The sequence below is a fragment of the Deltaproteobacteria bacterium genome (assembly GCA_017302835.1).
Taxonomy (GTDB): domain Bacteria; phylum Bdellovibrionota; class Bdellovibrionia; order Bdellovibrionales; family Bdellovibrionaceae; genus UBA2316.
The window spans coordinates 297,556-323,981 of the sequence record JAFLCC010000005.1; the positions used below are offsets into that span (position 1 = coordinate 297,556).

At 34.2% G+C, this 26,426-nt stretch carries 24 protein-coding genes; 8 read left to right on the forward strand and 16 right to left on the reverse strand.

What is annotated here, in order from left to right:
• Window positions 1-20: 20 nt before the first annotated feature.
• Genes J0M15_07865 through J0M15_07895 form a run of 7 tightly spaced genes read right to left on the reverse strand, consistent with a single transcriptional unit; the run spans window position 21 to window position 7,425 of the window.
• Window positions 21-1,721, reverse strand: a complete 1,701-nt coding sequence (locus tag J0M15_07865) for a glycosyltransferase family 39 protein (protein MBN8536956.1) — start codon at window positions 1,719-1,721, stop codon at window positions 21-23.
• Entirely contained in the window at window positions 1,711-2,754 is a 1,044-nt protein-coding gene (locus J0M15_07870; protein ID MBN8536957.1) for an acyltransferase, read from the reverse strand. Before J0M15_07870 ends, J0M15_07865 begins: the two co-directional genes overlap by 11 nt.
• Window positions 2,755-3,456: a glycosyltransferase family 2 protein gene (locus tag J0M15_07875; protein MBN8536958.1), complete on the reverse strand. Its 702-nt coding sequence runs from the start codon at window positions 3,454-3,456 to the stop codon at window positions 2,755-2,757. It lies immediately after the preceding gene.
• Window positions 3,443-4,471 carry an NAD-dependent epimerase/dehydratase family protein gene (locus tag J0M15_07880; GenBank protein MBN8536959.1) on the reverse strand — a complete coding sequence of 343 codons (1,029 nt, stop codon included), beginning with the start codon at window positions 4,469-4,471 and terminating at the stop codon, window positions 3,443-3,445. Before J0M15_07880 ends, J0M15_07875 begins: the two co-directional genes overlap by 14 nt.
• Window positions 4,471-5,475, reverse strand: a complete 1,005-nt coding sequence (gmd, locus tag J0M15_07885; GenBank protein ID MBN8536960.1) for a GDP-mannose 4,6-dehydratase — start codon at window positions 5,473-5,475, stop codon at window positions 4,471-4,473. Before gmd ends, J0M15_07880 begins: the two co-directional genes overlap by 1 nt.
• Complete coding sequence (locus tag J0M15_07890; GenBank protein MBN8536961.1) at window positions 5,472-6,668, reverse strand: DegT/DnrJ/EryC1/StrS family aminotransferase; 1,197 nt, start codon at window positions 6,666-6,668, stop codon at window positions 5,472-5,474. Before J0M15_07890 ends, gmd begins: the two co-directional genes overlap by 4 nt.
• 19 nt (window positions 6,669-6,687) lie before the next feature.
• The gene (locus tag J0M15_07895; GenBank protein ID MBN8536962.1) at window positions 6,688-7,425 is read right to left on the reverse strand and encodes a hypothetical protein; all 738 of its coding nucleotides are present in this window, start codon (window positions 7,423-7,425) and stop codon (window positions 6,688-6,690) included.
• Between the two features lie 603 nt (window positions 7,426-8,028).
• On the opposite strand from J0M15_07895, the gene J0M15_07900 reads away from it, so the two are divergent.
• The gene (locus J0M15_07900; protein MBN8536963.1) at window positions 8,029-9,105 is read left to right on the forward strand and encodes a hypothetical protein; all 1,077 of its coding nucleotides are present in this window, start codon (window positions 8,029-8,031) and stop codon (window positions 9,103-9,105) included.
• Between the two features lie 2 nt (window positions 9,106-9,107).
• Here the strand turns inward: J0M15_07900 and J0M15_07905 are convergent, their stop codons facing one another.
• From J0M15_07905 to J0M15_07940, 8 genes are all read right to left on the reverse strand, one after another.
• Window positions 9,108-9,848: an ABC transporter ATP-binding protein gene (locus J0M15_07905; GenBank protein MBN8536964.1), complete on the reverse strand. Its 741-nt coding sequence runs from the start codon at window positions 9,846-9,848 to the stop codon at window positions 9,108-9,110.
• A gap of 1 nt (window position 9,849) precedes the next feature.
• Complete coding sequence (locus J0M15_07910) at window positions 9,850-10,638, reverse strand: ABC transporter permease (protein MBN8536965.1); 789 nt, start codon at window positions 10,636-10,638, stop codon at window positions 9,850-9,852.
• A 15-nt stretch (window positions 10,639-10,653) separates the two neighbouring features.
• Entirely contained in the window at window positions 10,654-12,528 is a 1,875-nt protein-coding gene (locus J0M15_07915) for a glycosyltransferase (GenBank protein ID MBN8536966.1), read from the reverse strand.
• Window positions 12,529-13,345: 817 nt separating this feature from the next.
• The gene (locus J0M15_07920; GenBank protein ID MBN8536967.1) at window positions 13,346-14,077 is read right to left on the reverse strand and encodes a glycosyltransferase family 2 protein; all 732 of its coding nucleotides are present in this window, start codon (window positions 14,075-14,077) and stop codon (window positions 13,346-13,348) included.
• Window positions 14,078-14,079: 2 nt separating this feature from the next.
• On the reverse strand, window positions 14,080-15,099 hold the full coding sequence (locus J0M15_07925) for an NAD-dependent epimerase/dehydratase family protein (protein MBN8536968.1): 1,020 nt from the start codon (window positions 15,097-15,099) through the stop codon (window positions 14,080-14,082).
• A gap of 33 nt (window positions 15,100-15,132) precedes the next feature.
• Window positions 15,133-16,296 carry a nucleotide sugar dehydrogenase gene (locus tag J0M15_07930; protein ID MBN8536969.1) on the reverse strand — a complete coding sequence of 388 codons (1,164 nt, stop codon included), beginning with the start codon at window positions 16,294-16,296 and terminating at the stop codon, window positions 15,133-15,135.
• 580 nt (window positions 16,297-16,876) lie between these two features.
• The gene (locus tag J0M15_07935; protein ID MBN8536970.1) at window positions 16,877-19,387 is read right to left on the reverse strand and encodes a cation-transporting P-type ATPase; all 2,511 of its coding nucleotides are present in this window, start codon (window positions 19,385-19,387) and stop codon (window positions 16,877-16,879) included.
• An 82-nt stretch (window positions 19,388-19,469) separates the two neighbouring features.
• Window positions 19,470-19,925, reverse strand: coding sequence for a hypothetical protein (locus J0M15_07940; protein MBN8536971.1), 456 nt, complete (start codon window positions 19,923-19,925; stop codon window positions 19,470-19,472).
• Window positions 19,926-20,028: 103 nt separating this feature from the next.
• Between J0M15_07940 and J0M15_07945 the strand changes: the two genes are divergently transcribed.
• Complete coding sequence (locus J0M15_07945; protein MBN8536972.1) at window positions 20,029-20,415, forward strand: VOC family protein; 387 nt, start codon at window positions 20,029-20,031, stop codon at window positions 20,413-20,415.
• Between the two features lie 92 nt (window positions 20,416-20,507).
• On the opposite strand, the gene J0M15_07950 is transcribed toward J0M15_07945, so the two are convergent.
• Window positions 20,508-20,702: a PLDc_N domain-containing protein gene (locus tag J0M15_07950; GenBank protein ID MBN8536973.1), complete on the reverse strand. Its 195-nt coding sequence runs from the start codon at window positions 20,700-20,702 to the stop codon at window positions 20,508-20,510.
• Between the two features lie 553 nt (window positions 20,703-21,255).
• Here J0M15_07950 and J0M15_07955 point away from each other — a divergent pair.
• From J0M15_07955 to J0M15_07980, 6 genes are all read left to right on the forward strand, one after another.
• The gene (locus J0M15_07955; protein ID MBN8536974.1) at window positions 21,256-21,939 is read left to right on the forward strand and encodes an ABC transporter ATP-binding protein; all 684 of its coding nucleotides are present in this window, start codon (window positions 21,256-21,258) and stop codon (window positions 21,937-21,939) included.
• Complete coding sequence (locus tag J0M15_07960; protein ID MBN8536975.1) at window positions 21,933-22,961, forward strand: ABC transporter permease; 1,029 nt, start codon at window positions 21,933-21,935, stop codon at window positions 22,959-22,961. The genes J0M15_07955 and J0M15_07960 overlap by 7 nt, the downstream gene beginning before the upstream one ends.
• A gap of 161 nt (window positions 22,962-23,122) precedes the next feature.
• Window positions 23,123-23,878 carry an acyltransferase gene (locus tag J0M15_07965; GenBank protein MBN8536976.1) on the forward strand — a complete coding sequence of 252 codons (756 nt, stop codon included), beginning with the start codon at window positions 23,123-23,125 and terminating at the stop codon, window positions 23,876-23,878.
• Between the two features lie 173 nt (window positions 23,879-24,051).
• Window positions 24,052-24,444, forward strand: coding sequence for a hypothetical protein (locus J0M15_07970; protein MBN8536977.1), 393 nt, complete (start codon window positions 24,052-24,054; stop codon window positions 24,442-24,444).
• A gap of 1,038 nt (window positions 24,445-25,482) precedes the next feature.
• A complete protein-coding gene (locus J0M15_07975; GenBank protein ID MBN8536978.1) occupies window positions 25,483-25,767 on the forward strand; it encodes a hypothetical protein in 285 nt (94 codons plus the stop codon).
• A complete protein-coding gene (locus J0M15_07980) occupies window positions 25,748-26,065 on the forward strand; it encodes a helix-turn-helix transcriptional regulator (GenBank protein MBN8536979.1) in 318 nt (105 codons plus the stop codon). Before J0M15_07975 ends, J0M15_07980 begins: the two co-directional genes overlap by 20 nt.
• Window positions 26,066-26,426: the final 361 nt, after the last annotated feature.

Genomic DNA, 26,426 nt, shown 5'->3' on the forward strand with positions numbered 1-26,426 from the left:
AATGACTAAAAATAGATCAACTATTCAAAAATCTCGTAAGACCCTTTTCTTAAATTATAAATTTTCTCAGCATAAAGTTTAAATCCTGTTGATCTATAGTTTTTGTCAATCTTCAACCTTCCAACAACTAGAACTGGATCATATGCATTTAGTTTATTGGAAATGTTTGGAAATATAACTGGCACATCGCTAACTTCCTTTGAATTTAGAATAAACACTTGACGGTCAAAATTTTCAGTTTTCAAAAAGACTAAAGGGTAATTACTTTCTTTGTAAGCTTTAATTGCCATAATTGGATGTGTGATCCACCCAGAAACGACAACAATCTTACCACTATTTTCAATTAAATTGTTTCTATTGATATCTCCGTATTTTTGTTTCTCCGACTGTACAATTGTTCTATTCTTTTCAGTTAAAAAGTATTTGTCTTCAAATATTGATTTTGAAAAGAAAATATTTTTAATGATAAAAAAAACACTCGTACAACATATAAAAAATAATATTTTTTTCAGAGTTGGAATATATTCATACTTATTTTCAAAATTAATAATTAGGACAAAATACTTTTTATCAAAAAGATTTAATACTATAAAAGCTATTAGCGCAAATATAATTGGTATGTACATTAGCTGAACTCTCATATCAACCAAACTTGTCTTTCCATTCATGCCAAATATAGACAAACCAATCAATGATGAAAAAATATAAATTATTAATACATTAATTCTAAGGTCTTTCAATCTTAGTAACTGAGCAATCAGCACTAACACCAATAAACCCTGCAACAAATTAAAAATATTATAATTAACATCGAAATCAACAATAGATAATCCCTCTATTGTCTTATGAAGAATATTTTTGAAATAAAATGTTGGATAGTTAATAATATTTTCTTTAAATAAATCAAAAAAATAAATATTTTTTTGTTTTACATCATAGTTTTCAAAGCCAATTACTAAATCATCAAATATTTTTGTAGACCACTTCCCATATCTTGTGTCGGACGCAGCGTATAGATTCTCTGTCATCGATGTTGAGATAGAAAAAACATTATAAAAATACTTTTGCCTAACTAACCATGGAATCAATAATACATTAATTCCTATAATAAAATATAATATATTTTTGAGAGTTTTTGTTTTTATGAAAATTGTTAACACCCACAGCGGCAAACATACTAAAATCAATGGCCTACATAAAGTCGCAAGAGCTAACAAAACACCAGCTAAAAACCAGTTTTTCTTATTATCTTGAGAAAATGAATACATAAAAGCATATAAAAAGAAAAAAGAAAATAAGGCTCCGCCAAGCTCACTTTGGGGTATTAAGGAATACTGAATCAACCCATCTGATAAAGAATAAAATAAAACACCCATTAAAGCAGGTATAAAACCTAAAGATATTTTCAAAACTATACCTAGCGAAAATCCGGTTAAAGTAAATAAAAAAACAGTGAATAGTTTTGTATAAAAATAAGTAGCAGGAAAAACTAAGAACCAATTAGCTAAAAGAATAGAAAACATTGGCCTGTGAGAATCATTGATTCCCTTCCCATCTTTAATCCAAATAGCCTTTTCAAACCAGGCCTTTGAATCACCAAATGGAAAACCTAAAACTGATTCAGCCCAATCTAAATCTGGATTAAACAACCAATATATAGTAGCTGAAATAAGTGGTATTAATAAAAACAATACATTTGAACTGATTTTTTTATAACTCACTGCGTAGCCTGTCTCTTATTCTTTCAATTGGAATTTGAAATTTTAATAACAAGTTGGCACAAATAAATGAGAATATAATCACACATACAGAGAATACTGTCTTATTCAGTGAAAACAGATCTAGATTTAAATAATTTAATATAACAATAACTGGATAATGAACTAAATATAAAGGGTAAGAATACTCACCAATAATCCTATCTTCCTTATTTTCCCTAAATTTTTCAAACAACGAATTTATTGAAATCGAGTTAATTATTACAATAAGAAAATATATTATATTATTTTTTAAATTGTTATAAACTAAAACTGAGCAAATTATTAATATGATACTTAATGAGATATGAATTTTGGGAATTTTATTCCCAAATCTATACATTAAAATACCCATTATGAATAATGAAAACTCCGAAAGAACAAATCGGTAACTCCACGGATCGCTAAGATCATAATAAAGTGTACAAAATTTTATGGATAAAAATCCAAAAAAAAGATAAATTAAAAGTTTTCTAAAATTATAAATGAGTGGGATTATCATATAATACCACTCTTCTAATGAAAGACTCCAGGCAGTTGTAATAAACAAAAATTGATAGGCAGGATTATTAAGACTTGTGCTACCGTAAAATCCATCTAGCTTTGTATAATTTAAAAAATAAAATATATCTTGCCCATAAATAAATAAATTAGAAAATAAGATAGTGATTTTTTGAATAATTGAAAACTCTGCCCAATTCCTCCAGAAGGATGGGCTAAATGCTGGAATAAGATTAATTTGAATTAAAAAAAAGTCGACAGAAAGACATATAATAAAAACTAACAAATAAAGAGGAACAATTCTCAGAAATCTATTATAATAAAAATTTTTCAAACGAAATTGGTAGTTTTTATCCAATATAAAAGCAATATAAAAACCTGAAATGATAAAGAATATTTCTACCGCAATCTGCCCACCTAACAGTTGAAATCCAAATAATCCACCAGAATGAGCTAAAACCACAGAAAGAGCTAAAAATAGTCTTAAAATGCCCATCTATGTCAATAGTTCATTAAAAAATCTCTTAATAAATTTAACTCCAGTATCAAAACTCGGAGCACCTGTTTCACCAGCAACTCTCTGACCTTCTACTGTTGGAAATTCGACAATATTTAGTTTATTTTTAAATGATCTAATCGTCATTTGATACTCAATAGTGTAATCGTAGGCATCAAGCTTCAAGACATCAGCAGCTCGCTTCGTAATCGCTCTATATCCATTAATTGAATCAGTAATAAATGGACCTTTTTTTCTAAAAAATAAATTAACTGCCAAATTAAAAACATTGTTAGCCCATTTGCGCCATTTAAAAACTAAATGATCCTCTTCATTCCAGGAACCCTTCATCATTCTTGATGCTATAACAACATCTGCTCCTTTATTTAAGTGCTCTTTAAACTTTGGAAAATCTTTTATATCTTCATTTCCGTCTGGAGAAAAAAATAAAAAGGCATCAGCCTTAATTACATCAAAAGCTTGTAAAAATGCCTCTCCTCTTCCTCGTTTGCTTTGTGAAATTACTTGTATACCATTTTCTTTAAAAAACTCGACAGTGCCGTCTGTTGAGCCACCATCAATTGCATAAATTTCATCAAATCCAGCATCTTTACTTGGTTTTGGAATTTGTGGTAATATTACTTTGAGACATGCTAATTCATTTCTAGTAAGTAAACACAGTGCAACTTTATTTATTTCCATTTAAGTACCAATCTATAGTTTTTTCTAAACCTTTATTGAAATTTATATTTGCTTTATAACCAATTGCTGACTGGATCTTTTCTACACTACATTTTCTTCTTGGCTGACCTGTAATTCCCGAAGGATTGAATTTGGGTGTAATTGATTTTCCTATTCTCTTACCAACAATATTTGCAATCATCTGCGCTAATTCACAAATTGAAATTTCTTCATCAGCCCCTATATTAAGAGCATCAGCTTTAGGATACATTGCCGCTACCTCTAAAAGACCTCGTGCAAAATCTTCAACATAAAGAAATGATCTTGAGTGTGTCCCATCACCCCAAACATCAAAAAAACCATCTTTTGCATTTACAGCTTTCAAAATTAAAGCTGGTATAACATGCGATGATTTAGGATCAAAATTATCTCTGGGGCCATAAGCATTATAGGGTCTACCAATTGCTACCGAAAGACCATACTCTTCTGCATATTTTTGACCTAAATACTCTTCCATTCTTTTTGACCAACCATAGCCTGAATTCGTAGGTTCAGGTTCATCCTTAAAGCCTTCTGTCTCTGGAGTTGGAATCAAACAATGCCTAGGGTAAACACAGGCAGAACTAGTAACCAAGAATCTTGATACCTTCGACTCATTAGCCGCTTTAATAACATTGAAAAAAGATTGTAAATTATCTTGAAATATGGTTGCAGGATGATTTTTATTGTATTCAATCCCAGCAACAGATGCAGCTAAATTTAAAACTACATCGGAGCCTTTTATTGCCGACAAAGTCGTTTCATAATTATTAAGGTCGGTCTTTTTAATTTGAATTTGATCAAAACAGTTTTTAAGATTTTCTGGCCTATCTTGCCTGGTTAAAACAATTGGCTTTGCACCCAAAGTAAGAAGTTGTTCAACAAGATGACTCCCAATAAAACCACTACCGCCGGTAACAACAGTTTTTTTTCCTTTAAAAAAAGAACGTGTTTCATTGCTAAAATCTTCTAAATTTGTTTGATCCTTATAATTCATTATAATTTCGCTTTGTGTTCAACACCTTCAGATTTTAAATCACCCAAAACCATAATTTTAACTAACTCATCAAAACTTGTTTTTGGCACCCAACCTAGCTTTTCTTTTGCTTTGGCGTAATCACCTATTAATAAATCGACTTCTGTAGGTCTAAAATATCTTTCATCAATTTCGACATAATCCTGCCAATTTAAACCTACAATTTTAAACGCTCTCTCTAAAAAGTCTTTAACACTCCACGTTTGATTTGTTGCGACAACATAATCATCACCTTTTTCAACCTGAAGCATTAACCACATTGCTTCTACAAAATCTTTGGCATAACCCCAGTCTCTTTTTGCATCTAGGTTTCCCAGATATAATTTCTTTTGGGTGCCAGCAACAATTCTTGCCAATGCTCTTGTTATTTTTCTTGTTACAAAAGTTTCGCCACGTCTTGGACTTTCGTGATTGAATAATATCCCATTACTAGCATGCATGTTATATGCTTCTCGGTAATTCACTGTTTGCCAATAACTAAACACTTTCGCACATGCATACGGGCTTCTCGGGTAAAATGGCGTCTCTTCATTTTGTGGAATAGCCTGTACTTTACCGTACATCTCCGAACTCGATGCTTGATAAAATCTAATTTCTCTTGTTGCTCCAACATTTTTAATAGCTTCTAACAGTCTAAGCGAACCCATACCTACGATGTCTGAAGTATAAATTGGTTCATCAAATGAAACTCGAACGTGGCTCTGCGCACCTAAATTATAAACTTCAGTAGGTTGAACTTTGTCCACAAGTTTTTCTAGCGAACTAGCATCCGATAAATCGCCATAGTGCAAAAACATTCTGACGTCAGCGTCATGCAAATCTTTATAAAGGTGCAACAATCTACCAGTATTAAACGATGATGATCTTCTTATAACACCATGGACTTCATATCCTTTTTCCAATAATAGCTCGGCTAAATATGATCCATCTTGACCAGTTATTCCAGTTATCAATGCTTTTTTCATTTAAAAAATTCCTTTACTACTTTGAGTACGTATTCTTTTTCTTCTTGTGTCATCATTGGATGTGATCCCCAAAATAGTCCCTGATCCATAACCTTATCTGCACCAGTTAGCTCGCTAGCTATCCTATGATTTACAGACTTCAAAGCGGGTTGACGAGCAAGATTTCCACAAATGATTGGTCTGGTTTCAATACCATTTTTTTCAAGATGAGCTTGCAGCCCATTTCTTAACTTTTTTGATTCACAAATTATTGGAAATCCAAACCATGTTGGAATTGTATTCTCGGTAATCTGCATAGGCTTTATCAAACCATTTTTAATTATTTCATCGAGTTCGGTAATCCAAAAATCAGTAACATCTCTTCTTGATTGATTGAATTGACTCAATTTTTTCAATTGCTGTAAACCAAAGGCAGCATTTATTTCCGTTGGTCTTAAGTTAAAACCAGTAGTAATAAACAAAAATCTTGGATCGATTTCAGGATATAAATTTTCTTGCTTCTTTCTATCCTTCAGATGCCTTGTCCATCCATGAGCTCGCATGGCTCGAAAAAGTTCAGCCATATCATCATTATTGGTCACAATCATTCCACCCTCGATTGTCGTAATATGATGCGAAAAGAAAAAGCTGTAAGTCCCGATATCACCATATGTTCCAACATACTTATCACTATACTTTGTTCCTAGGGATTCACAGGTATCTTCAATAAGCCAAAGCTTGTGTTCTTTTGAAATATTTGAAATTTCATTTAATTGAACAGCGTTTCCCAAAACGTGAACAGGACAAATTGCTTTTGTTTTGCTGGTGATTGCTTTGCGGACAGCGTTCGGATCCATCTGAAGTGTGTATGGATCACTGTCTACTAAAACAGGCGTAAGACCTGCCTGGACTACGGGCCAAATGGTAGTTGACCAAGTAACGGCCGGAACAATCACTTCATCACCAGGATTTAATTTTTGCCCACCAAATTTACTAGTCGGACAAAATGAGTTCACTAATGCAAAAAAGGCCAATAAATTTGCACTGGAGCCAGAGTTTACATAAATTGCATTCTTTGCTCCAATATATCTTGCAAATTCATCCTCGAATTTAAAACATTTTTCACCCATCGTAAGAAAACCAGAATGAAGGACATCTATTGCTGCATTAATCTCTAATTCATTGAAAGTTGAGGTATTTAAAGGAATTTTCATAGACAATGAAAGTATATAATCAGCTTGGTCCTTGCAAGAACATCTTAAATTTTTGCTGCAATACGTTTTTTAGGCCTAAAAAAATAAAAATGTTTCCTGCATATAGCAATGGCAAAGAAGGGTCTAAAATCCTAGGATATCCTAAAAACAATAAGCCCATTCCCCACAAAGATAAAGGAACTAGGCAAAACAATTTAATTTCTGGGTTCTTGAACAAGACAAGCATGTACCCAATCAATCCTGTTATAATAAAAAACCAGTTCCTCTGAATCAAAATCCAATTAAATCTCTCAGGAAAAAGATGATTTCGATCCACTTTGCTGAGCGGTTCTGACCTATCATTCATGGAGTTCCAAATTCTATTGGGAATTATCTGAGTCACAAAAAGTAAAGTATTTTCTTTTATCCACTTTTTTGAAACTTCACTGGCATGGCGCATCGCCTGATAATCATTTTCAAAGTGCTTTTCAGCATCAATTTGAAGCTTTGTAACTGAAGTTTTCTCATTAACCACCAAAGAGTTAATATCCCCTAGTTCCCACAAAAAGCTATATGGGCCTTGTGTTGATGTAAAAATAAAATTTCCATAAAGTGTGTAACCCCGCACACCCCACGGAAGCCAAATTAAAAATACGCCAATACACAATAAAGCAATTTTTTTTAGCTTTTGGACAAGTTTTAAATCACAAAAAATTAAAGTAGATAGCGGTATTAAAAAAGTTAACATAAACTGTGGCCTATGAAATATAGCTATCATAGTCAGAATTCCCGAAAGAAAAACCCAAATATCCTCATGTTTTTTTTGCATTTTTGAGTAAAATAATATTAAAAAGACAATTAATATTTCAGTAAAATATTCGGTTGAGACTTTATAACTCCAAAAAATTGAAGATGATGAAATTGAAACCACAAAAATAAAAAATAAACAAAATTTAAAAACTAGCTTATCGCGCCTATAGTTATAAAGCAAAAGGCATAAACTTACTAAATGTATTAGAACTTGAAAAATTCCCCACATATCAACATTAAATCCCCCTCTTAAAACAAAATAAACTGCTACTAGTATAGGAAAAGTTGGAGGCTTATAAGATAACCAAAAATTATTAACTGAAAAGGAAAACTCATTAAATACACTTGTACCCAATCTAACATAGTCATTCATATCAGAAAATGGAATTTCATTTGTAATTTTCCAATAATAAATCCTGACGATAAGAAATAGCATCAATAAAATATAAACTGAGTACGTGGTGTTATTCTTTTTAATCATATGCATTTTAAAAAATAACTTACGGGTATATATTGTCAATTACATTAGGAATTTATTTACAAACCAAAAATGTAGTGAAATAACCTTTTTATGAATTTGTTAATTGAGATCTCGCACCACGGATACGGTCATCTAACTCAAACTGCTCAAGCTTTATCACCTTTCATTCATAGGCTTTGCTTTGATAAGATTTTTATAAGAAGTTCAATTTCATACGATATGCTTAAAAATAAATTTTTAGACTTAAACTTTACACATATTAATGAACCGTCAGATCCTTGCTTAAATATGATTGATGCCTTGAATATCGATATTGAAAAAAGTAGAAATTCGTACCAATCTTTATTAAAAAATTGGGATTCAGAAAAATCTCGACTTAAAAATCTGTTACTAGATCTTCAAATATCCATTGTTTTTTCCAATATTTCATTCCAAATCCTCGAGGCAGCATATGAATGCAATATACCTTCTGTTGCATTAAGTTCACTAAATTGGGCTGATTTGATAAGTCATTACTTACACAGCAATGACATGAATTTTCGTGACATTCATACAAGAATTATAAAATGCTATAATTTAAGTAGCTATTTTTACGCTGTTAAACCAGGTCTGGATCATAGCTTAATTAAACCACAGAAAAATTTAAGCCTGCTTAATCATAATTTTAAAAGTCAAAAAAATGAAATTCTAAACCAATTAAAACTTCCTGCAGAAACTAAAATTATTTTAATCTCTTTTGGAGGAATGAATCTCTATTTTTATCCTTCCAATTGGGTTATTCCAAAAAATATAGTATTATTAACACCAGCTTACATTACTGCTGATAATGTAAGTAATTTTGACTATTCAAAACTTCCTTTTGAGTTTAAATCAATCCTGGCATCATCTGACTTTGTCATTACAAAATTAGGTTATGGCTTTGTTTCAGAAATTACAGCGCTAGGAATAAACTGTCTTTACGTTAAAAGAAATGACTGGCCAGAGGAAACGTTTTTCTCATCTTGGCTTAATAAATATTCCTATTCGGAAGCTATTTCAAACTTAGAATTTCAAAATGGATTATTCTTTGATAGAATACGCTTTGAAAACAATAAGAAATATTGCATTAATACCACCAATGAAACCTCAGAACTATTTCATGATTTTAAGAAATTACTGAACTTATAACATTAATTTAAATTCTCGTAACAAGAAGCACCCTCATCAGCACTCCCATCAAACTCTAATTTCGATTTATTAAAAACGAGGCATCTTGTACAGTAATTTCTTATTTGATCGGGTGAATGAGAAACAAGAATAATTGTCTTTCCATTAGAATGAAGCTCTTTGATTTTATTTATACACTTTTGCTGAAACCAGATGTCGCCAACGCTTAATACCTCATCAAAAAATAGAATTTGAGATTCCAAATGGGTTGCAATTGAAAATCCAAGCCTTACAACCATTCCACTAGAATAGTTTCGGATGGGTTTATAGATATGATCACCAAGCTCTGTAAACTCTATGATTTCATTTAACTTTTCATAGGTTTTTTTTCTTCCATAACCTAATATTGCAGCATTTAGAAAAATATTTTCATAACCTGTTAACTCATCGCTGAAGCCTGCTCCAAGTTCTAATAAGGGAGCTATTCTACCACTTGTTCGGATAATGCCTTGATCAGGCGAATATATGCCAGATAATAATTTAAGAAGTGTACTCTTTCCAACCCCATTTTTTCCCATAATACCAACAAATTCACCTTCGTTGATATTAAAAGTAACATTATCTAAAATTGTAACTTGGCTTTTTTGGCCAAATTCTAGCTTTCCCCGCATTAAATTAATTAGTATTTTTTTAATGTCATGGGGCCTATCCATCCAGTTTGTAAATGATTTTGAAACATTGATAACCTGAATAACTGGTTTCATTCTATAAATCCTCTACAATTCTACGAGACAATTTACCATTCATAACCTGAAATAAAATAATAAAAAATAAAGTCCAAGCAAGCATTATCAAACTTGAATTTAGACTTATCATATTTCCATAATAATATACCTGATGAATACTATCGAAAAAAACACCAAATGGGTTTAAATAAATAATCAGCTTAAATTTTTCTGGTATCATATCTGACTTATAGATAATTGGTGTTAAATAAAATAATACCTGAATTATTAAAGTTAATATGTGTCTTAAATCCCTAAAGTACACAAATGCGATCCCCAGCAAAAACCCCATTGAATAAGTCATTAGAAACATTAAAAATAAAATTGGAAATAATAATAAACTTGTTATCGACAATTGATGATTAGTTAAAAAACTAAATAAGAATAAAATAGGCAAAGATATAATTAAATTTACAAAGTGAGTTATATTTTCGGAAAAGTTAAATACATTTAATCTTAAAGGTATCTTATTAAATAATGTATGATTCCCTACAATGGTTTCCAAGCCAGAACTTAAACTATTTGTAACAAATCCCCATGGTAATACACCAGAAAGAACGAAAACAAGATAGTTATCAATCTCCATTTTCACTACATATTTAAATACAAAAAAATAGACAAAACCCGACAATCCAGGACCAAGCAAAGACCAAATAATTCCAAAGAATGATCTTCTGTATTTTAATTTTAAATTTCTCAACACCAAATTGAAAATTACAAATTTGTGATCAAGACATAAAAAAGATTGAAAAAAACTTAACATTGTCATTTTTTAATATACTTCTTACCTGTAGTAAAAACTCTTTCTAGGTCTAACATTACCCATTAAACCAAACATAGTAGCAGAGGAATCAAAATCTTCAATAGCATTTTTCTCTCTTGTGATACTTTCAAAATGGATACCAGTAGCAACTGGATTATAAAAGCAGTAATATCCTTTTTGATTAATCCTTGCACATAAATCAGTGTCACTAAAGGCAATGGGGTACATATCTTCATTAAAGCCATTCACCTCTTCAAATATTGTCCTTTTCATTAACATGCAAGCTGCTGTAACCGCATCAACAACCCTTTGAACACTATGAAAACCTTTGGCGCCTTTATGAACCTGATAATTAGTATGCCCCCAACAAACTTCGTATTCATAATGGTCATCTCGGCAATCAATTCCACCATGCTGCAACGAGCCGTTTGGATATAATAACTTGCACCCTACGGCACCAATTTTTGGCTGCTCAATCCATCTTGCCATTTCAAATATAGCCTCATCTTTAAGCTCAACATCATTATTTATAAAAAGTAAATATGGACTATTTGAAAACATTGAGTTTCTAGCGGCAAAGTTACAAATTCTAGAAAAATTAAAGGCGTCATCATAATTGATTATCTCTATCCTTAACTTGTCTTTAAACTTTTCTTGAAGTCGTTTATTTATGGAAGGGTCCGTGCTATTATTGTTCACAAGCGTTATATTCAGTTTTACATTTTTTTGAGTAATTAAGGATCTTAGTGCTTTTTCAGTTAAAGATTCTCCATCTTTAAAAGGCATAATTACCTGTATTTCAGGAATAAAGTTAATTTTAGGGAAAGCAAAATAAGTTGTATCAACTTCACCAGCTGTAATTTCCCAATCTAGTTTATTCTTATCAACAAACTCCTTTAATGCAAAAATTCCAGCATCATTTACATAACTTTTTACAGAAGTGCTTAATGCTGTACTATTAGCATGAACTCTCCACGCATATAAACCAATAGGGCATCTCAAGAATCTAGAAGAATTTGAGCTCAGTTTTAAAATCAAATCATAATCTTGAGCCCCATCACATATTTTTCTTAAGCCACCAACTTGCAAAAAATTCTTTTTTGAAACCAATAAACAATGGCAAACCCAATTGATAAAGAAGTATGGATAGGTAAAAGAATCAGGCTTTCTTAAATAAGTCCCATGAATTCTATTATTATACTCATCAATTTTAAACTCATCACAATAAATCACTGTTTTTTCATTATCCTGATGTTGCCTTAATAATAGATCATATCTGTATAATAAATCACTACGTATCCAATCGTCATGATCAACAAATAACAAGAACTCACCAGTTGCCATTTCAGCTAATTGGTTTGTTGTAGTAGAAATTCCTGAAGAATCAGGACTTCTATCAAACTCAAAGAATCTAATTCTTTGTTTAGCCGTCTCGTTTTCGGCAATTAACTGACTAATATAATTTGTTATTTCAGCAGGTTGTGGTCCATCAAAACCCAATAAAATCTCGCAATCAGTAACTGACTGATTTAAACATGATTCCAAAAGAATTTTGAAAAACTGTAATTTTGGTTTATAAACAGGAATTAAAATTGAGTAAGTAAAAGTTCTGTTAGATTTTTTTTTCAAGGTTTCATATAATCCTTGGGTTACGATTTTAAGCTTATGCAGCTGAAAATCAGAATAATCAGCAATTATATTTTGATTTTTAAACAAGTGGGTATATCGCATTGGATTTTGATTACAAAAACCATTTATCAACAACTTAAACTGTGCAAGACAGGCTTTAATAAAAAATTTAACTTTAATAAAGTCAAAATCAATAAAAATCACCTTTAAAAGGGTTATTAGAAACAATAATAATAGCTTTAGATAGTTTTTTATTTTTTTGCTCATTATTTAATCATCTCCACTTTCCCAATAAGAAAAATTTTATATTTTGATATTCATCCTTTGTAAATAGAAATAAAATTTAAATTACACTTAATTTATCTATATCTTTAAATTATCGTGGTTACAATTAAACCCATAAGGTCAAATGAGGCTAAAAGATGAATCACTCTTTTCTTACAAAAAAAATAACTTGATCTTCTATCTTGGTTTTTACGCGATTGCAGTTATCCATTTGATATTTATTTTTAAAAACTCAGTTTATGTGCCTTTTATGGACGAATGGGAATTGTTAAGGAATGATAATTTCCATCTAGGTCCATCAATAAGTTCAGTATTTAAACAACACAACGAACACAAATTAGTAGTTCCAAATCTCTTTTTTTGCGGTTTTTTTTTACTAAATGGTTTTAATATTCTATTTGTTCAGATATTTAATTTTTATATCAATGATGTGTCTTATTTTATTCTCTAGAGCGGGTTTTGGACTTGAACAAGCACTTTCAAGCCGTTATTTTGAGTTCTCTTCTATCTTCTTTTTTCTTGCTTTTTCCCAAGGACTTTCATTAATTTCAACAGTAAAAAAATGGATTTCATATTTTCTAGTTCCTGTTTTAATATTATTTTTCATAAGACACCTAAGTTATGATAATTTTTATTCACCTTTATCTAAAATGAGATACATTGGCCTTACTTGCATTAAACATACATTGCTTAAAAATAAAGGTGAATTCTGTAAAGAGTTATATCTTGTAGAATTAAAAGGCATTATGAATAGGCTTAAAGAAAGGAACATTAATCCTTCATTTTTGAAAGACATAAATTAAGCATTTTTTTCAAATTCAAAATGTTTAATTTTTCCAACATATGCCATAAAATACCATTTTAAATACTTAGGAATCCAGTTGTATAATTGAAAACGACTTTGGCCTTCACTTCTATCTTCCCAAGATGTTGGAACTTCATCAATTTTATATCCCATCAAATGTGATTTCACCACCAATTCAAGCCCAAGTTCAAAGCCACCAACAGATTCAATTTTAATATTTTTTAAAACTCTTTGAGAATATAGCTTAAAAGAGTTTGTAGCATCATGTGTTGGTACTCCAGCAATATAACGTAGTGTTAATCCGGCCATTCTGGATAAAAAACTTTTTAATGTAATTCCGCCACTTTGCGAACCATCTTTCATATACCGTGATCCACAAACAATATCGGAATTATTCTTTTGAGCTAGTTGAAGCATATTATTAATTACATATGGGGGGTCAGATAGATCCGCCATTGTAACTATTGTGTACGGCGCTGTACTACTATGTAGGCCAGTTTTTATTGCATTAAGGACACCTTTTCCATACTTATTTTTTACAAATTGCAAATTTAAATTAAGTTGCCCATTAGCCTCTATGGCTTCTGGCAAGGAGTTATCTTCATCAAAATCAAACACAATTGTAACTTGATAAGGACCAGTAACTTCATCTTTAATTTTTTTCAAAGAACGGCCAATATTACCTTTTTCATTATAAACAGGAATAACAATATTGACCCTCTTCATCTTTAAATCCCACCAATTTCAATTTGTTTTTGAATCCAAGGCACTACTTCGTCTAAAATAGTATTTAGATCTGTATTTGCCTCAAATCCCAGAACTTCTTTGGCTTTCGTAACAGATGGAACTCTTTTTTGTACATCGTATTTAAATGGTTCGTCAGAAGTAAATCTAAAAGGAACACCGGGTTTTAATTTTTTCCAAATTACTTCTGATAGTTCAACAACTGATGTAGAAACTGGAGTTGATAAGTTAAAGTCTTGATTTATCGCCTTTTCACTTTCAATACACATCCTAATTCCACGAGCCAAATCACCAGCATATGTATAATGTCTTACTTGAGCACCACTCCCTAAAATATGTAGAGGATCTTGACCCCTTAAGATTTTTTGAACAAGGTCAGGAACTACATGGCTCATCGCAAGTTGAATATTTCCTGAATATATTTCTTTATCACATAAGGCTCTTTTTTCACCAGTACCAACACAGTTAAATGGTCGCATGATTGTATATGGTAACTTGAATTGTTCCCAGGCGCCTTGACAGTAATATTCACAAGCTAACTTTTGAAAACCGTAGGTAGACAATGGTGGTGGATTTTTTCTTTCCGCACCTTCTTTAGTTGGAAATTCATCAACAGATTCATAAACCATTGAAGAACTTAAAACGTTGATTCTTTTTAATTTTTTATTTTTAAATGCCCAAATGGCCGAATCAAAAGTTGCCGCCATAATTCTTTCATTTTCAGCAAGTAAATCATAGGCAAATTCGTGGAAATAAGAAATTCCACCGATCATTGCTGCAGCCGCCAAAACAGTATCACAATCTGCAATCAATTCTTTCATCAATCCAACATTTTTAACATCACCTTCAACAAAGGTGTATCTTGGATGTTTATCATAGGACTTTTCAACTTTTCCATATTTGGAATAATTGTCGATTCCAACAACGTGGTGTCCTTGATTTAAAAGATCTTCAACCACATAGCCACAAATAAAGCCCGCAGAACCTGTAACTAAAATATTCACAATAATCTCCTATCTACAATAACTATAATTAATTTATTTCCAAACGCCCCAACAATCGACAAAAGGTCTATTTATCTTTAATGATAAATACTTCTCGTGGGGAACCCCAAGAATAAAACCTTCGGCCGTTTCCAAAGCCTGATTCAATGGCGTGGTGTTACCTAAAAACTCGTCTGAACAAATAACATCAGCCATTTTCATTTCTAAAACTTTTTTAAGTTTAAACGCTAAACTTTCACGTATGTCGTCGTTGTTTGCTTTGAAGGTCATTCCAAGAATAGCTACTTTTTTATTTTTTAGACCATCCATTTTCTTTTCAAGTTGATCAGCTAAGAACACAGGAAGGCCTTCATTAACAAGCATTGCGGATTGACCCATAAAAAAATTATTTTTATGGAATGCTGACAATTGCATTGTGTCTTTAAATAAACATGGTCCCGCAGCTAATCCAGGTTTTGCAAAATGTTTTGCTCTTGGATAGTCTTCTTTTAAAGCACCATAAATTTTATAAAAGTCTAAACCTTGGGATTCTGTCATCATGTAAAATTGATTTGCGATGGCAAATTCTAAATATCTCCATGTATTTGTCATGAGTTTAGCGATTTCAGCTTCGATAGGTTTCAATTTTAATATTTTGGGCGCAATTAAACCAAACAAATCGGAAGCTTCATTTTCTGCTTCCTCTGATGAGCCAGATACAATTTGGGGTAATTGATATATTTCTTCGATTCCTTTACCCTGTAAAATTCTTTCTGGACAAAATGCAAGCTTACAACTGCCCATTTTTTTTGAAAGTAAATTGTGAATAATTTCATTTACCCCTGGATAAACAGTGCTTCTAAGGACAATTAGCTGCTTTGGGTTTAAATATTCCTGATAAAATTGTATTACTTTAAGAACATCATGAACTCTTGGGTTGTGATGCTCATCAACAGGTGTACCAGTAACAAAAACAACAACGTGTGATTTTAATAAAACTTTTGGATCTGTGGTCGCATTAAGGTTTTTTCCAATGGCTTTAATTAAAATAGCATCAGCATCTTCTTCAAGAAAAGGAAGCTTTCCTGCGTTGATAGTATCTACAGCTTTTTGATTAACATCTAGTAGGTATACATTCTGTGTACATTCTGCCAATGTTAATCCAAGGGGGATTCCGACATGCCCACAACCGCCAATAATTGTAACAGTTTTTGTCATTAACTCTCCTGAAGAAGGAATATTAGCTATTTTTGGGGTATTAGCAATATTTTTTTGGGTGGAATTTCTAAATTCCTGATGTTAGTAGGATATTAAAGTATTGCGTTGTTTTTGAAGTAATAAACCTAATTATCAATTGATGAACTCTTTAACCGCTCTTTCTTTCGCTTCGATTTTCGAGATTGTGGAGTATCTCAAAAACTTGTCTTAAATAAATCAAATCGGCCACATACTAATGGACTTATTAATAGCAGTAAAAACTATCCCTGATAAATAAAGTTCATGGGGCGCTTACGAAATAACAAGTAAAATTTCCTAACAGACAGGCCACGAAAGATTTTTATGATAACTCGTTGGAAGCATTCAGGCGAAACCCCTTAGAAACACCTTCTGATTTCCACCAATTTAGTTTTAAAAGTCCCAAAACACAAAATTGGATTTCCTGTTGTCCTCCAGTGAAATTTGTTACCATAAACAATCTCTCAGATCATACTTGATTCCGGATGTCTCAAATATCATTGCCCATTTTTTCAAGCAAAAAATTGTTCTACTATTTTTTTTCAATATTTGTCTGATTTGATCAAAGATCCTCGTGGGGAGATGGAGGCAATTGCCGAAAACTATTCCTCATAAAATCAAAAAGAAATAGTGAAGCCAAAAAGATTATTGCAATGGCTAGAGTTTCGATCCAGATAGGGAATGGAATTCTTTCAACCTTTAAAACAGCAGAGACAGAGGGCAATTGGATCAGGAGTACAGAGGACAGCGTGGCTCCAACCACTAACCTCGATATAACTGTTTTTAAACGGGTATAATAGATAACAAGTAAACAGCTCCAAAAGGATAATAAGACCATGACTTTACCTCGAGCTAAATTTAAATCAGGATTAATGGGATCTCTCAGAATAAAAATCAAAGATAAGGCAATGGCAAAACCGACACCAAAAATGGCAAAGCGAAATAAATCTAACTTTTCAAAAAATACCCCATTTGATTTTCTTACTTGAGGTGAAGCAACTGATTGAAATGCGAGAATCGCTGTTGGATGAATAATTAATTCCAGCCATACAATATGCACAGGCAGATAGATAAGCTCAAAACCCATAAGGGGGACTGCTGCTGCCGTCAGAACAAAAGGAATATGAATCAACAATAAATATTCAAAACTGGCTTTTAAATTTGAAAAAAGTTGTCGTCCTTCCATGATGGCTGAAACAATGGTTTTAAAATTATCGTCGCCTAAGATGATCGACGAGACTTCTTTGGCGCTCCGAGAACCTCTCAGTCCCATAGCAATGCCGATATCAGCGGCTTTCAATGCGGGGACGTCATTTACCCCATCTCCAGTAACAGCGACAACTTCTCCTGAGGCACGAAGAGCCTGAACAATTTGAAGTTTTTGAAGTGGATTACAGCGGGCTACGATGTCAATAGATTTTAAAAAATCAGGATTTGAACTGTAATATTTTTGAGTTATCTTATCAGGTTCATTTTCACCTGAAACAACAATGGGGTTTCCTCGTCCTAATCCGACTTCTCTTCCAATGGAAACTGCTGTTTCAGGATGATCCCCAGTAAGCATCAAAACTTTGATATGATTTTTATAAGCGTAATCGACGGCGTGGGCGACTTCAGGTCTGGGAGGATCTTCAAATGCGAGAAGTCCAACAAATTGGAAATCTGAGGTTGATTCTTTTCCGAATCTCAATTCTTCCGCAGATAGGGTTTTTTTTGCACAGCCAAGCACTTTGTGTCCTTCTTTAGCCCATAGGGAAGTCATAGAAATCCAATGACTCTTTTGCTCTGTTGACATTGGTGATAAGTCTATAATCCTTTCAGGAGCCCCTTTGGTGACCATTGTTGGTTGACCATTTATTTCTGTGATTGCAGATTCGCGTTTTCGATCTTCGGTAAAAGGAAACCTTTTTGTAGTTTGAACCAAACTCCATTTTTTTTCTTGGGCTTTTCTGAGAATGGCTAAATCAACAGGGTCGGTGCCGTCTGGATTGCTAGAAAGGGCGCTGACCATTAATACATCTTCATCAGTAAAAGTAGAAGCTGATTTTAGATGAGTCAGTTCAAGTTCACCGGTGGTGATGGTTCCTGTCTTGTCGGTACAAATATGTGTGATACGGCCAATATTTTCCACAGAGACCGCTCTTCGAACTAAGGCTTTTTTTTGGGCTAAACGATAGATTCCCACGCCTAGGAAAAAAGTAAATACTACGGGAAACTCCTCGGGAATTGCCGCTATAGCCAGTGTTGCGGCACTTAGCAGGGCATCCAGCCAACCATGACCTTGATAGATTCTAAGACTTGCAAGTAAAAGACAAAATCCGGCAGCGACATAAATCAAATATTTAACTAAATTCCCGATGGACACTTGCAAAGGAGTTCTCTCAAAAGGCATTTCCGATACCGAATGAATGATTTCACCATAGGACGTATTTTTTCCTGTGAAAAGAATTCTTAAAAGACCTTTTCCTGTCAGGACACGTGTGCCTGCAAATCCCAAAGTATTGGGGTTGACGGACATTTCCAAGTTATCTGATTGGCTGAAGGGATCTGATGGGTATTTTAGTTTTTGAATAGGAAAAGCTTCTCCGGTTAGTACGGATTCATCTATTTGTAATTCCTGTGCGTCTTCGACAATTCCGTCGGCGGGGATAAAAATTCCGGTGTAAAGTTTTATGAGATCACCAGGAACAAGATCTTTTGAGTCAAGCTCTAATTCAGAACCGTCTCGTTGGACAAATACTTTGGAGGCTAAATTTGATTTGAGGCCCAATGTGGAGGCTTGAGTTCTCCAGTGAAGAAAAGAGTCCATTAAGATCAGAGGCAGGATGGCGACAAGAAGAGTCACCCCATCGCTTTTCTGGTCAATGACGATAAATACGAGACCTATTCCCATCAAAAACCAAATCATGGGATCACGAAATGTTTCTTTAAAGATTTCAAGGAATCTATTGGAGGCGGTTTCGACAATGACATTTTCTCCAAATTTATTTCTCTGTGACTGAACTTCAGATAGAGAGAGTCCCGTTGACGATTTGGTTAATCCTTTTAAGTTATTTAAAGAAATTTTTCTCATAGCGCATTTCTATCTGATTTTTTGATTGATGTTAAGAGTTCATCGGTATCAAACCTAAAAAGGTAAAAATTAAACATATAGGTTATCTCGCTGTCTTTTCGGCAATGGTTTTGTCAGTTTTATCGAGAACCACGAACCTAGCAACTGGTTGCCCCTTATTATCAATGATGGATTCGGAATACCCAGATCCACCCAAGTCAGACACGAAGAATACTCCTAGGAGCTTCGAGTTGATAAGGGTCTTAATGTCGTCGGGTATTTCATTGATTGCAGCGCGCACATCGGCTTCAAATGCGGCTTCCAGACTGACGGGCTTAGGGATGTTCGGCCATCCGTTGGATTTGTTGTCCTTACGAATATAGTCGAGCAGTTCAGGAGGAAACCTTTGATTTAATTTCTTCTCGAACAGCATCGTCAGGGAACCGCGCCAAAACTTCATTGACTTAGTGGGATGCTTTTCAGGCACAAATGTACCAGCGATACAGAATGGTCCAATAAAACCAATACCAATATCAAGAAAGAGCAGAGTCATTTTCATGGAGGCCCTCCTTTTCAAGCCCCTAAATGTGGTGGACAGGTTTAGCCCGAACGCATATATAAAGGGAAAGGTAAAAAAGAATGAGCAATAAACGGAGGAACAAATGAAACTTGGGTACACTCTCTTTTACGTAGAAGACGTTGAGGAAACTATGAATTTTTACCAAAAGGCTTTCGGACTTGCCAAGGGCTTTTTGCATGAAAGCAATCAATATGGGGAAATGGAAACGGGCGAAACAAAGATCGGTTTTGTTCACCATAACACTGCTGGCTCCCACGGGTTTGAATATGAGAAGCCAAACAAGGCTGGAAAGCCATTTGCCTTTGAGGTTGGGTTTGTCACGCCTAACGTAGAAGTAGCATTTAAGAAAGCTGTCGAAGCAGGTGCCCATCCTGTTAGTCAACCTACCGCTAAACCATGGGGTCAAGTGGTCTCTTACGTTCGCGATTGTAACGGCTTTCTTGTTGAAATCTGTTCGCCAATGGGTTGATGAAATGAAGGCAACAAAAAAATAAAATAATACAAGTTCTTGTTTTTGGCTGAAGTAGTGCAGAGTCTCGGAAACCATTTCAAAAATGGATATCAATTAGCGATTTTGTCCTGGCTGTTCTTTCCAATCAGGTAGTACAGAGCCATACCCACAACGGGTAAGATCAGTACAAGGACAGTCCACAATACTTTCCTCTCGATGGAAGAGCAACCGCTCATCACGCTCACGATTGCAACGATGTCGAGTATCAATACCACGACACCAAAAAAGCTATAGGTAGAATACATCATATTGACTCCTTTGCCCCAGGGGGTATTGGTTTAAATCGAAACACCATTGGTTGCTTGGACTCTTTCGCATCAGGAGTATTTTTTGGTTGGCCTTCTTTGCGTTTGGTAGGCTTTGTGGCGTCGATAATCAAATCGTACTCCTTGGAAAACTGCAGGCTGACTTTTTATCCATTCTGCCTAAGTAAATGCAACGACCTTGCCAAAGACTCTTTAGAAAGAAGTTCTCCAATAATCAGATGTTTGGCCCGGCCGGTACCATTGTCGAAGTTTAATTTGCTTAAGTAGACAAGGTATTTCTCCACATCAAATGACCAAATAATCCCCATAGCTCTGTTCTAATCCCACTCAAAGGTCAGGAGCCAAGGCACCGCATATGCACTTTGACTTCAACAAATAAAGTTCTATGGAGTTGCTTTTAAAGGTTTACGTTTATTATTTTTCCCGTCTTCTCTGTAGCCGGGAATCCAACTGGAGGTGGCTATGATTGAGCTCTTGCTTGTGATAATCCTCGTTCTTATCATCGTCAAATTAGTATAAAAGTCATAAAAAAATGCAAATAGAAGTTAGAAACTTAAGTAAAAATTATGTAGATGACAAAGGTATAAAGGCGGTGAGTTTCGGAGTTTCCAAAGGAGAAATTGTGGCTATTATTGGGCATAACGGGGCTGGAAAGTCGACTTTGCTCAAAATGCTTTCTGGCTGGATATTGTCTGATACTGGTCAGATCAAGATTGAAGATGTGGATCATAAAAATAAAAAGCTATTTTCTAGAAAAGTAGGCTTCGTTCCAGAAGTTCCAAATCTTTTTGATTTTTTTTCGGTCGAATATAATCTCAAGCTCTTTGCGTGTTTGTTTCGACTTCCTGTCTCGCGAGTTGACGAGATTATAGAGGAGTTTCACTTAAGTCCTTTAAGGAAAACAAAGGTAGGTCTACTTTCTAAGGGCTTGAAGCAAAGGACGAGTCTTGCTCGAGCCTTGCTGCCAAATCCATCGATCCTATTTATTGATGAACCCACATCGGGGTTGGACTTTGAAATGACGAAAGATGTTTACCGCTTGCTGGGTAATTTGCGTGATACCGGTAAGACCATTTTATTTACCTCCCATCGGCCAGAGGAATTTGAAAGCATTGCAAGCCGTATTATGGTTTTACGTGAAGGTCGTTTGGTATTTGATGGCACAACCTCAGAATATTTTCAGTCGAAGACATACAAAGGTTTGTACATGTGCTGAGAAATATTTTCATCCTAGTCTTAAATGATTTTGCGATTGCCATCAGAAATAAAAGTTTCTATCTCATTCTATTTATCCCAGTTTTTATTTTTGTGGCTTTGCACTTATCAGATAAGACAGGCTCAGGGTTTAATATCCTAAAAATTTCATTGGTTCGCGGGCATGACTACCCACCGCAAGTTGTGAAGGCCTTGCAATCGGTGCCACAGAACATTGAGGTAAAATGGGTCATGAGTGAAGACGAGGGCCAAAGTTTTTTGCGCGAGCATAAAATCGATTCCGTCTTACTGAAAAGCAAGATGGGCGATGCCCTGTCATTGCTCGTGTTGCGCAAGGATTCTGCGCAAAGTATTGCTTCCGCACAGATGATTTCGAAACTTCAGAAGATCTACGAGAAAGCAAAGCCGAATTGGGTATCTGAGGTGAGATCTCTTCGAGAGGGAAATATTCAAAAGCAGACTTTGCCAACTTGGATTTTAATGGTGATTCTGCTAGTTGCATTCATTATTCTGCCGGCCCAGGTTGCTGAGGAAAAAGAAAAGCGACAGCTTTTGGCGATTTTGCAGACACCGATCCATGAGCTCGAGTGGATAGCTGCTAAGATATTAATGGGAATTGGACTTTGTTTGATTTCAGTTTTCCTATTGCAGTCTTTGGGGAATATCACGATCTCGAATTTTATCGGATACTTGGCGTTTGTGATTTTAGGAGGCTATTGTTTCTGCGCATTTGGAATTTTGTTAGGATTTTTGTGTCGAAGCCAAGCCAGCGCAAGAACGTTGGGTTTGGTTTTTTACTTACCATTGATGATGCCTGCGGCTTTGTCTGACTTTTCAACTCAATTAAGTGGACTCTTTCCTTTTTTTCCAACTTACCAATTCTATGAGCCTATTCAAGAACTGCTATTTGAGAACAGGGAAGTGACCAGTCATATTTTTCCGTGGATATATTTATTTGCCTTTGGTTCGACACTGTTAGGTATGTCCTATTTGTTCTTGAAAAAACGATGGTTGATTTCATGATATTCAAACGTCTGACATTTTGATTTTAAATGGAGAAATTACACCCAGAGTCGTTGCCCGTCTAAGAGTCCATAATTAAGGGGTTGACGGGGGGTTTTACGTTCATTACAGGATGCTTATTCTATTCATTGGTTTATAGCAATGAGCCTTTGCGAACTTTAATGGGACGGTTTTTAGGTTTAGTCACTTTCTCTGATAATATGATTTCATTAATCAGAGGATATAGTCTAGTTAAATGGACTGGACACCTCTGGACAATTTCTCTTGAAGAGCAATTTTATTTTATACTTCCATTTTTTTTATTTAGCTTACTTATTAAAAACTGGAGAAATAAAAAGCAGCTGTTTGTTTATTTTATTTCTATAGAATTAATTTTAATATTCACTCGATTAGCCATCGTTACTTTATTAATTGATCATCCCTATATTTGGACTTCACCATTTCGAGTTGATTCAGTATTATTTGGAGTCTTTTTAGGTTTAGGAATGTTTGATTGCTTAAAGATCAATTCTTTAGTTTCTGGATTCCTAGGTTTATTATTGTTATATTCTATTGCTTGGATTCCTGGAGGCGTGGGGTCTGTTGGACTAAACCAAGTTTTTATCTATTCCTTAGTGGCTCTGGGCGCTATGCTCATGGTATATTCATGTTTAGAAAAAAATTTTATAAGTAGAATGTTGTCGTTCCGCCCAATTTCTTACTTAGGTAAAATTTCGTATGGACTCTATGTCTTTCATATTTTAACAATCGATATAACTCAAAAATATTTTGAAAATAAATCTGTTGATTTACTGAGTATTTTTGCAATTTCGCTCCTATTGACAATTATTGTTTCCGCATTGTCTTATGAATTATTTGAAAAGTATTTCTTGAAAATTAAAAAGAAATTTGAAATCATTAAGTCTCGTCCAGCATAAATTTTCTTTATTCTTGAAGTTGCTTGAAACAAGGTCACTTCTTGGTTTTTGTTGCTTCATAAGGATCTTGAACTGAAAGGTCTTTATATTCGAGATTCTTAAAATGCTTAAAATGCTTAAGATGTTAAAGAAGGTTTTGTTGACAACAGCATCAAATCTTCCAATAATTTCCTATGACTTCAAATTTTAGATTATGGCTGGTTTATTTCGCAGCTGCCGCCGGTCTTGCTGTAACCATTGTTTGTCTTGCAAGAGACTCGGTCAATTTACTCGGAGTATTAAATCCAGTCTGCTTTTTGTCCTATTCACCTTATCTTGGCATCGGTTATTTAACCAAATTTAAAAGATCGACTCTGGGCAAATCTCAAATCTGGCTATTCGGTATTGTCGTCATTATAGCTTATGCAATTTACGCTCTCATTTACAACCAACTTAATCGTGATGCCCAAGGTCCTTTGCTTTATTTATTCCTGCCTATTTACCAATGGATTGCTATAGCATTCGTATTCGCAATTAATTTTGTTGTGCGCAAGAAGATTCAAAAAAACCATTCAGAAAAATATTAGAAAACCTGACTATCAGAGGTGCTATGGCCGGTTAACGACTCCATAACCATCAAATGATCGTGTCAGAAAAGCGTGTTGTAGTTGAAAAATTGAGAATTATCCTGAACTGATTTTTTGACAGGTGAAAAATGTAAAGTCTCCCACGTGCCTCCATTCTCTTTCCCAAAGATAATCAGTGCTGCCGCCTTTTGCTGTATGCAGCTTTGGACCAAAGAATTCGTAAAGTGGTAAAAGAGGCTTACAGGTTCCTCTACTTACAGGACTCCCTTGAAGATTAATTGCACTGAAAATTGCTTTGTTATTTTATTTAAAATAGATGACTGGATGACCTTCTTTTGATTGAACAAAAAGCTGAGTGAAGGCTAAGACGTATTTTTAATATTTATTTACTTTTTGGGTTACATTTTGAATTGCCGTAAAAAATGATTTAATTTCACTTAAAGGAGTTTCTGAAAAACAAACCGCCTATAGCCATCCTATCGGCATATTATCTCGCGGTTTATTGCACATCGGAATTTCATATTTGAAATTGATCTTCCACAGAAGCTAGGTTGGTGGCGTAAGCGGTTTGGGATTCTCGCTTAAAGTTTTCGAAAGTTTCAGCAGACATAGGTTTTAGAAAAATCATTCTTCTCTTTTCGTTTGGGTTTGTTGCAATGGATTGGATTTTGGAAAGCCCCTAAAGCCCCCAAAAAATTAAATAATAATGGATCTTAGTTTTGATTCGTTGGTCTTGGAACCTCGGAAGGTTCTACACCGGAGAAATTGGCGTCCCCTGCGAGATTCGTTCTTATATGATTTGCTGAATTAAAGCGCATGGCTGCAAATAGCTGAACTAACGAGAATATTTCAAATATTCTAATAAGATAGAAACAATTTAACAAAATAAGCTCTACTGGTAATTGTGGAGAAGTGTTGGTTGTTATTTGTTCAAATGAACTATTATAGCTCCTAAATAGCTCCTAAAATCATCCTGATATAGGTCCTCGTCATGTAGGTAGTTGACATGTACCCACGAATAGGGTACATTCATAATGGATGGATAAGGTTGATCTCACAAAAATTGAAAAGCAGCTTAAGAAGATTCCCCGTGAAATCATTATTCGCCTGATGAGATGGATTAGAACTATCGAAGAGTTTGGTTTAATTGAGGCCAGGAAAGTTAAAGGCTATCACGATGAACAATTAAAAGGTCTTAGGCAGGGACAACGTTCGGTAAGGCTGGGGTTGAAATGGCGAGCCATTTATACTCATTCTAGAACAGGTGAAATTAACATTGTGACCGTTGAGGAGGTAACACCGCATGACTACCGTACGAAATAAAAAAATCAAGTATGGACTTAAGGAACTTGAGAAAGATTTTGGTCCCTTAACTTTTGGTCGACTTCTTGAGGCGCATCGTCTGAGCGAGGAAATTTCTCAGACTGATATGGCCAAAAAACTTAAGATATCTCGTCAGAAACTTAATGATTTTGAGAATGGTAGAAGGTTCCCGAGCCTTCGTATGTCGGCTGATATGGCAAAAGCACTAGGAGAGCACGCTCCAACTTGGATTTCTGTTGTTATTGAAGAAATGCTTCGAGATGAAGACTTAGATTTTAAAGTTACCTTGGCTGGATGATATAAAAGGCCGTCGATCATAAGTATTAGCACCTCCACATAGTGGCGAAGTCTTGAGTGGTGTGTGTTATTTTGCTACGAATTTCTTTAATTGTAGAAGTGTCATTACCAAGGGAAATTGACGGTTTAATTACCGAGCGACTTTGTCGGTATCGGTTTACAAAACTTCTACTTCAATGCCCATGGAGCTTCGCCCCACCATCAAGAGTGTAAGTGGTCTTAGCTTCATATATTTATGTAGAAGTTGGGATTTAATCTGACAGTTGCCCTTTTGTTCATCAATTTATTTTTAACTTTTTTAAAAAACTCTGTACTGTCAGTTCAAGTTTTGATTGATGGTTTTTTCTCTTGCTATTCTTAAT

Excerpts from the sequence above, each read along its gene's own strand:
- J0M15_07920 (MBN8536967.1), bottom strand. The coding sequence starts at position 14,077 with ATGAAGAGGGTCAATATTGTTATTCCTGTTTATAATGAAAAAGGTAAT.
- J0M15_07980 (MBN8536979.1), top strand. The coding sequence starts at position 25,748 with ATGACTACCGTACGAAATAAAAAAATCAAGTATGGACTTAAGGAACTT.
- J0M15_07915 (MBN8536966.1), bottom strand. The coding sequence starts at position 12,528 with ATGAGCAAAAAAATAAAAAACTATCTAAAGCTATTATTATTGTTTCTA.
- J0M15_07875 (MBN8536958.1), bottom strand. The coding sequence starts at position 3,456 with ATGGAAATAAATAAAGTTGCACTGTGTTTACTTACTAGAAATGAATTA.
- J0M15_07895 (MBN8536962.1), bottom strand. The coding sequence starts at position 7,425 with ATGATAGCTATATTTCATAGGCCACAGTTTATGTTAACTTTTTTAATA.
- J0M15_07935 (MBN8536970.1), bottom strand. The coding sequence starts at position 19,387 with ATGAGAAAAATTTCTTTAAATAACTTAAAAGGATTAACCAAATCGTCA.
- J0M15_07965 (MBN8536976.1), top strand. The coding sequence starts at position 23,123 with ATGGGACGGTTTTTAGGTTTAGTCACTTTCTCTGATAATATGATTTCA.
- J0M15_07955 (MBN8536974.1), top strand. The coding sequence starts at position 21,256 with ATGCAAATAGAAGTTAGAAACTTAAGTAAAAATTATGTAGATGACAAA.
- J0M15_07910 (MBN8536965.1), bottom strand. The coding sequence starts at position 10,638 with ATGACAATGTTAAGTTTTTTTCAATCTTTTTTATGTCTTGATCACAAA.
- J0M15_07970 (MBN8536977.1), top strand. The coding sequence starts at position 24,052 with ATGACTTCAAATTTTAGATTATGGCTGGTTTATTTCGCAGCTGCCGCC.
- J0M15_07950 (MBN8536973.1), bottom strand. The coding sequence starts at position 20,702 with ATGTATTCTACCTATAGCTTTTTTGGTGTCGTGGTATTGATACTCGAC.
- J0M15_07945 (MBN8536972.1), top strand. The coding sequence starts at position 20,029 with ATGAAACTTGGGTACACTCTCTTTTACGTAGAAGACGTTGAGGAAACT.
- gmd (MBN8536960.1), bottom strand. The coding sequence starts at position 5,475 with ATGAAAAAAGCATTGATAACTGGAATAACTGGTCAAGATGGATCATAT.
- J0M15_07930 (MBN8536969.1), bottom strand. The coding sequence starts at position 16,296 with ATGACAAAAACTGTTACAATTATTGGCGGTTGTGGGCATGTCGGAATC.
- J0M15_07870 (MBN8536957.1), bottom strand. The coding sequence starts at position 2,754 with ATGGGCATTTTAAGACTATTTTTAGCTCTTTCTGTGGTTTTAGCTCAT.
- J0M15_07905 (MBN8536964.1), bottom strand. The coding sequence starts at position 9,848 with ATGAAACCAGTTATTCAGGTTATCAATGTTTCAAAATCATTTACAAAC.
- J0M15_07940 (MBN8536971.1), bottom strand. The coding sequence starts at position 19,925 with ATGAAAATGACTCTGCTCTTTCTTGATATTGGTATTGGTTTTATTGGA.
- J0M15_07975 (MBN8536978.1), top strand. The coding sequence starts at position 25,483 with ATGGATAAGGTTGATCTCACAAAAATTGAAAAGCAGCTTAAGAAGATT.
- J0M15_07890 (MBN8536961.1), bottom strand. The coding sequence starts at position 6,668 with ATGAAAATTCCTTTAAATACCTCAACTTTCAATGAATTAGAGATTAAT.
- J0M15_07880 (MBN8536959.1), bottom strand. The coding sequence starts at position 4,471 with ATGAATTATAAGGATCAAACAAATTTAGAAGATTTTAGCAATGAAACA.
- J0M15_07900 (MBN8536963.1), top strand. The coding sequence starts at position 8,029 with ATGAATTTGTTAATTGAGATCTCGCACCACGGATACGGTCATCTAACT.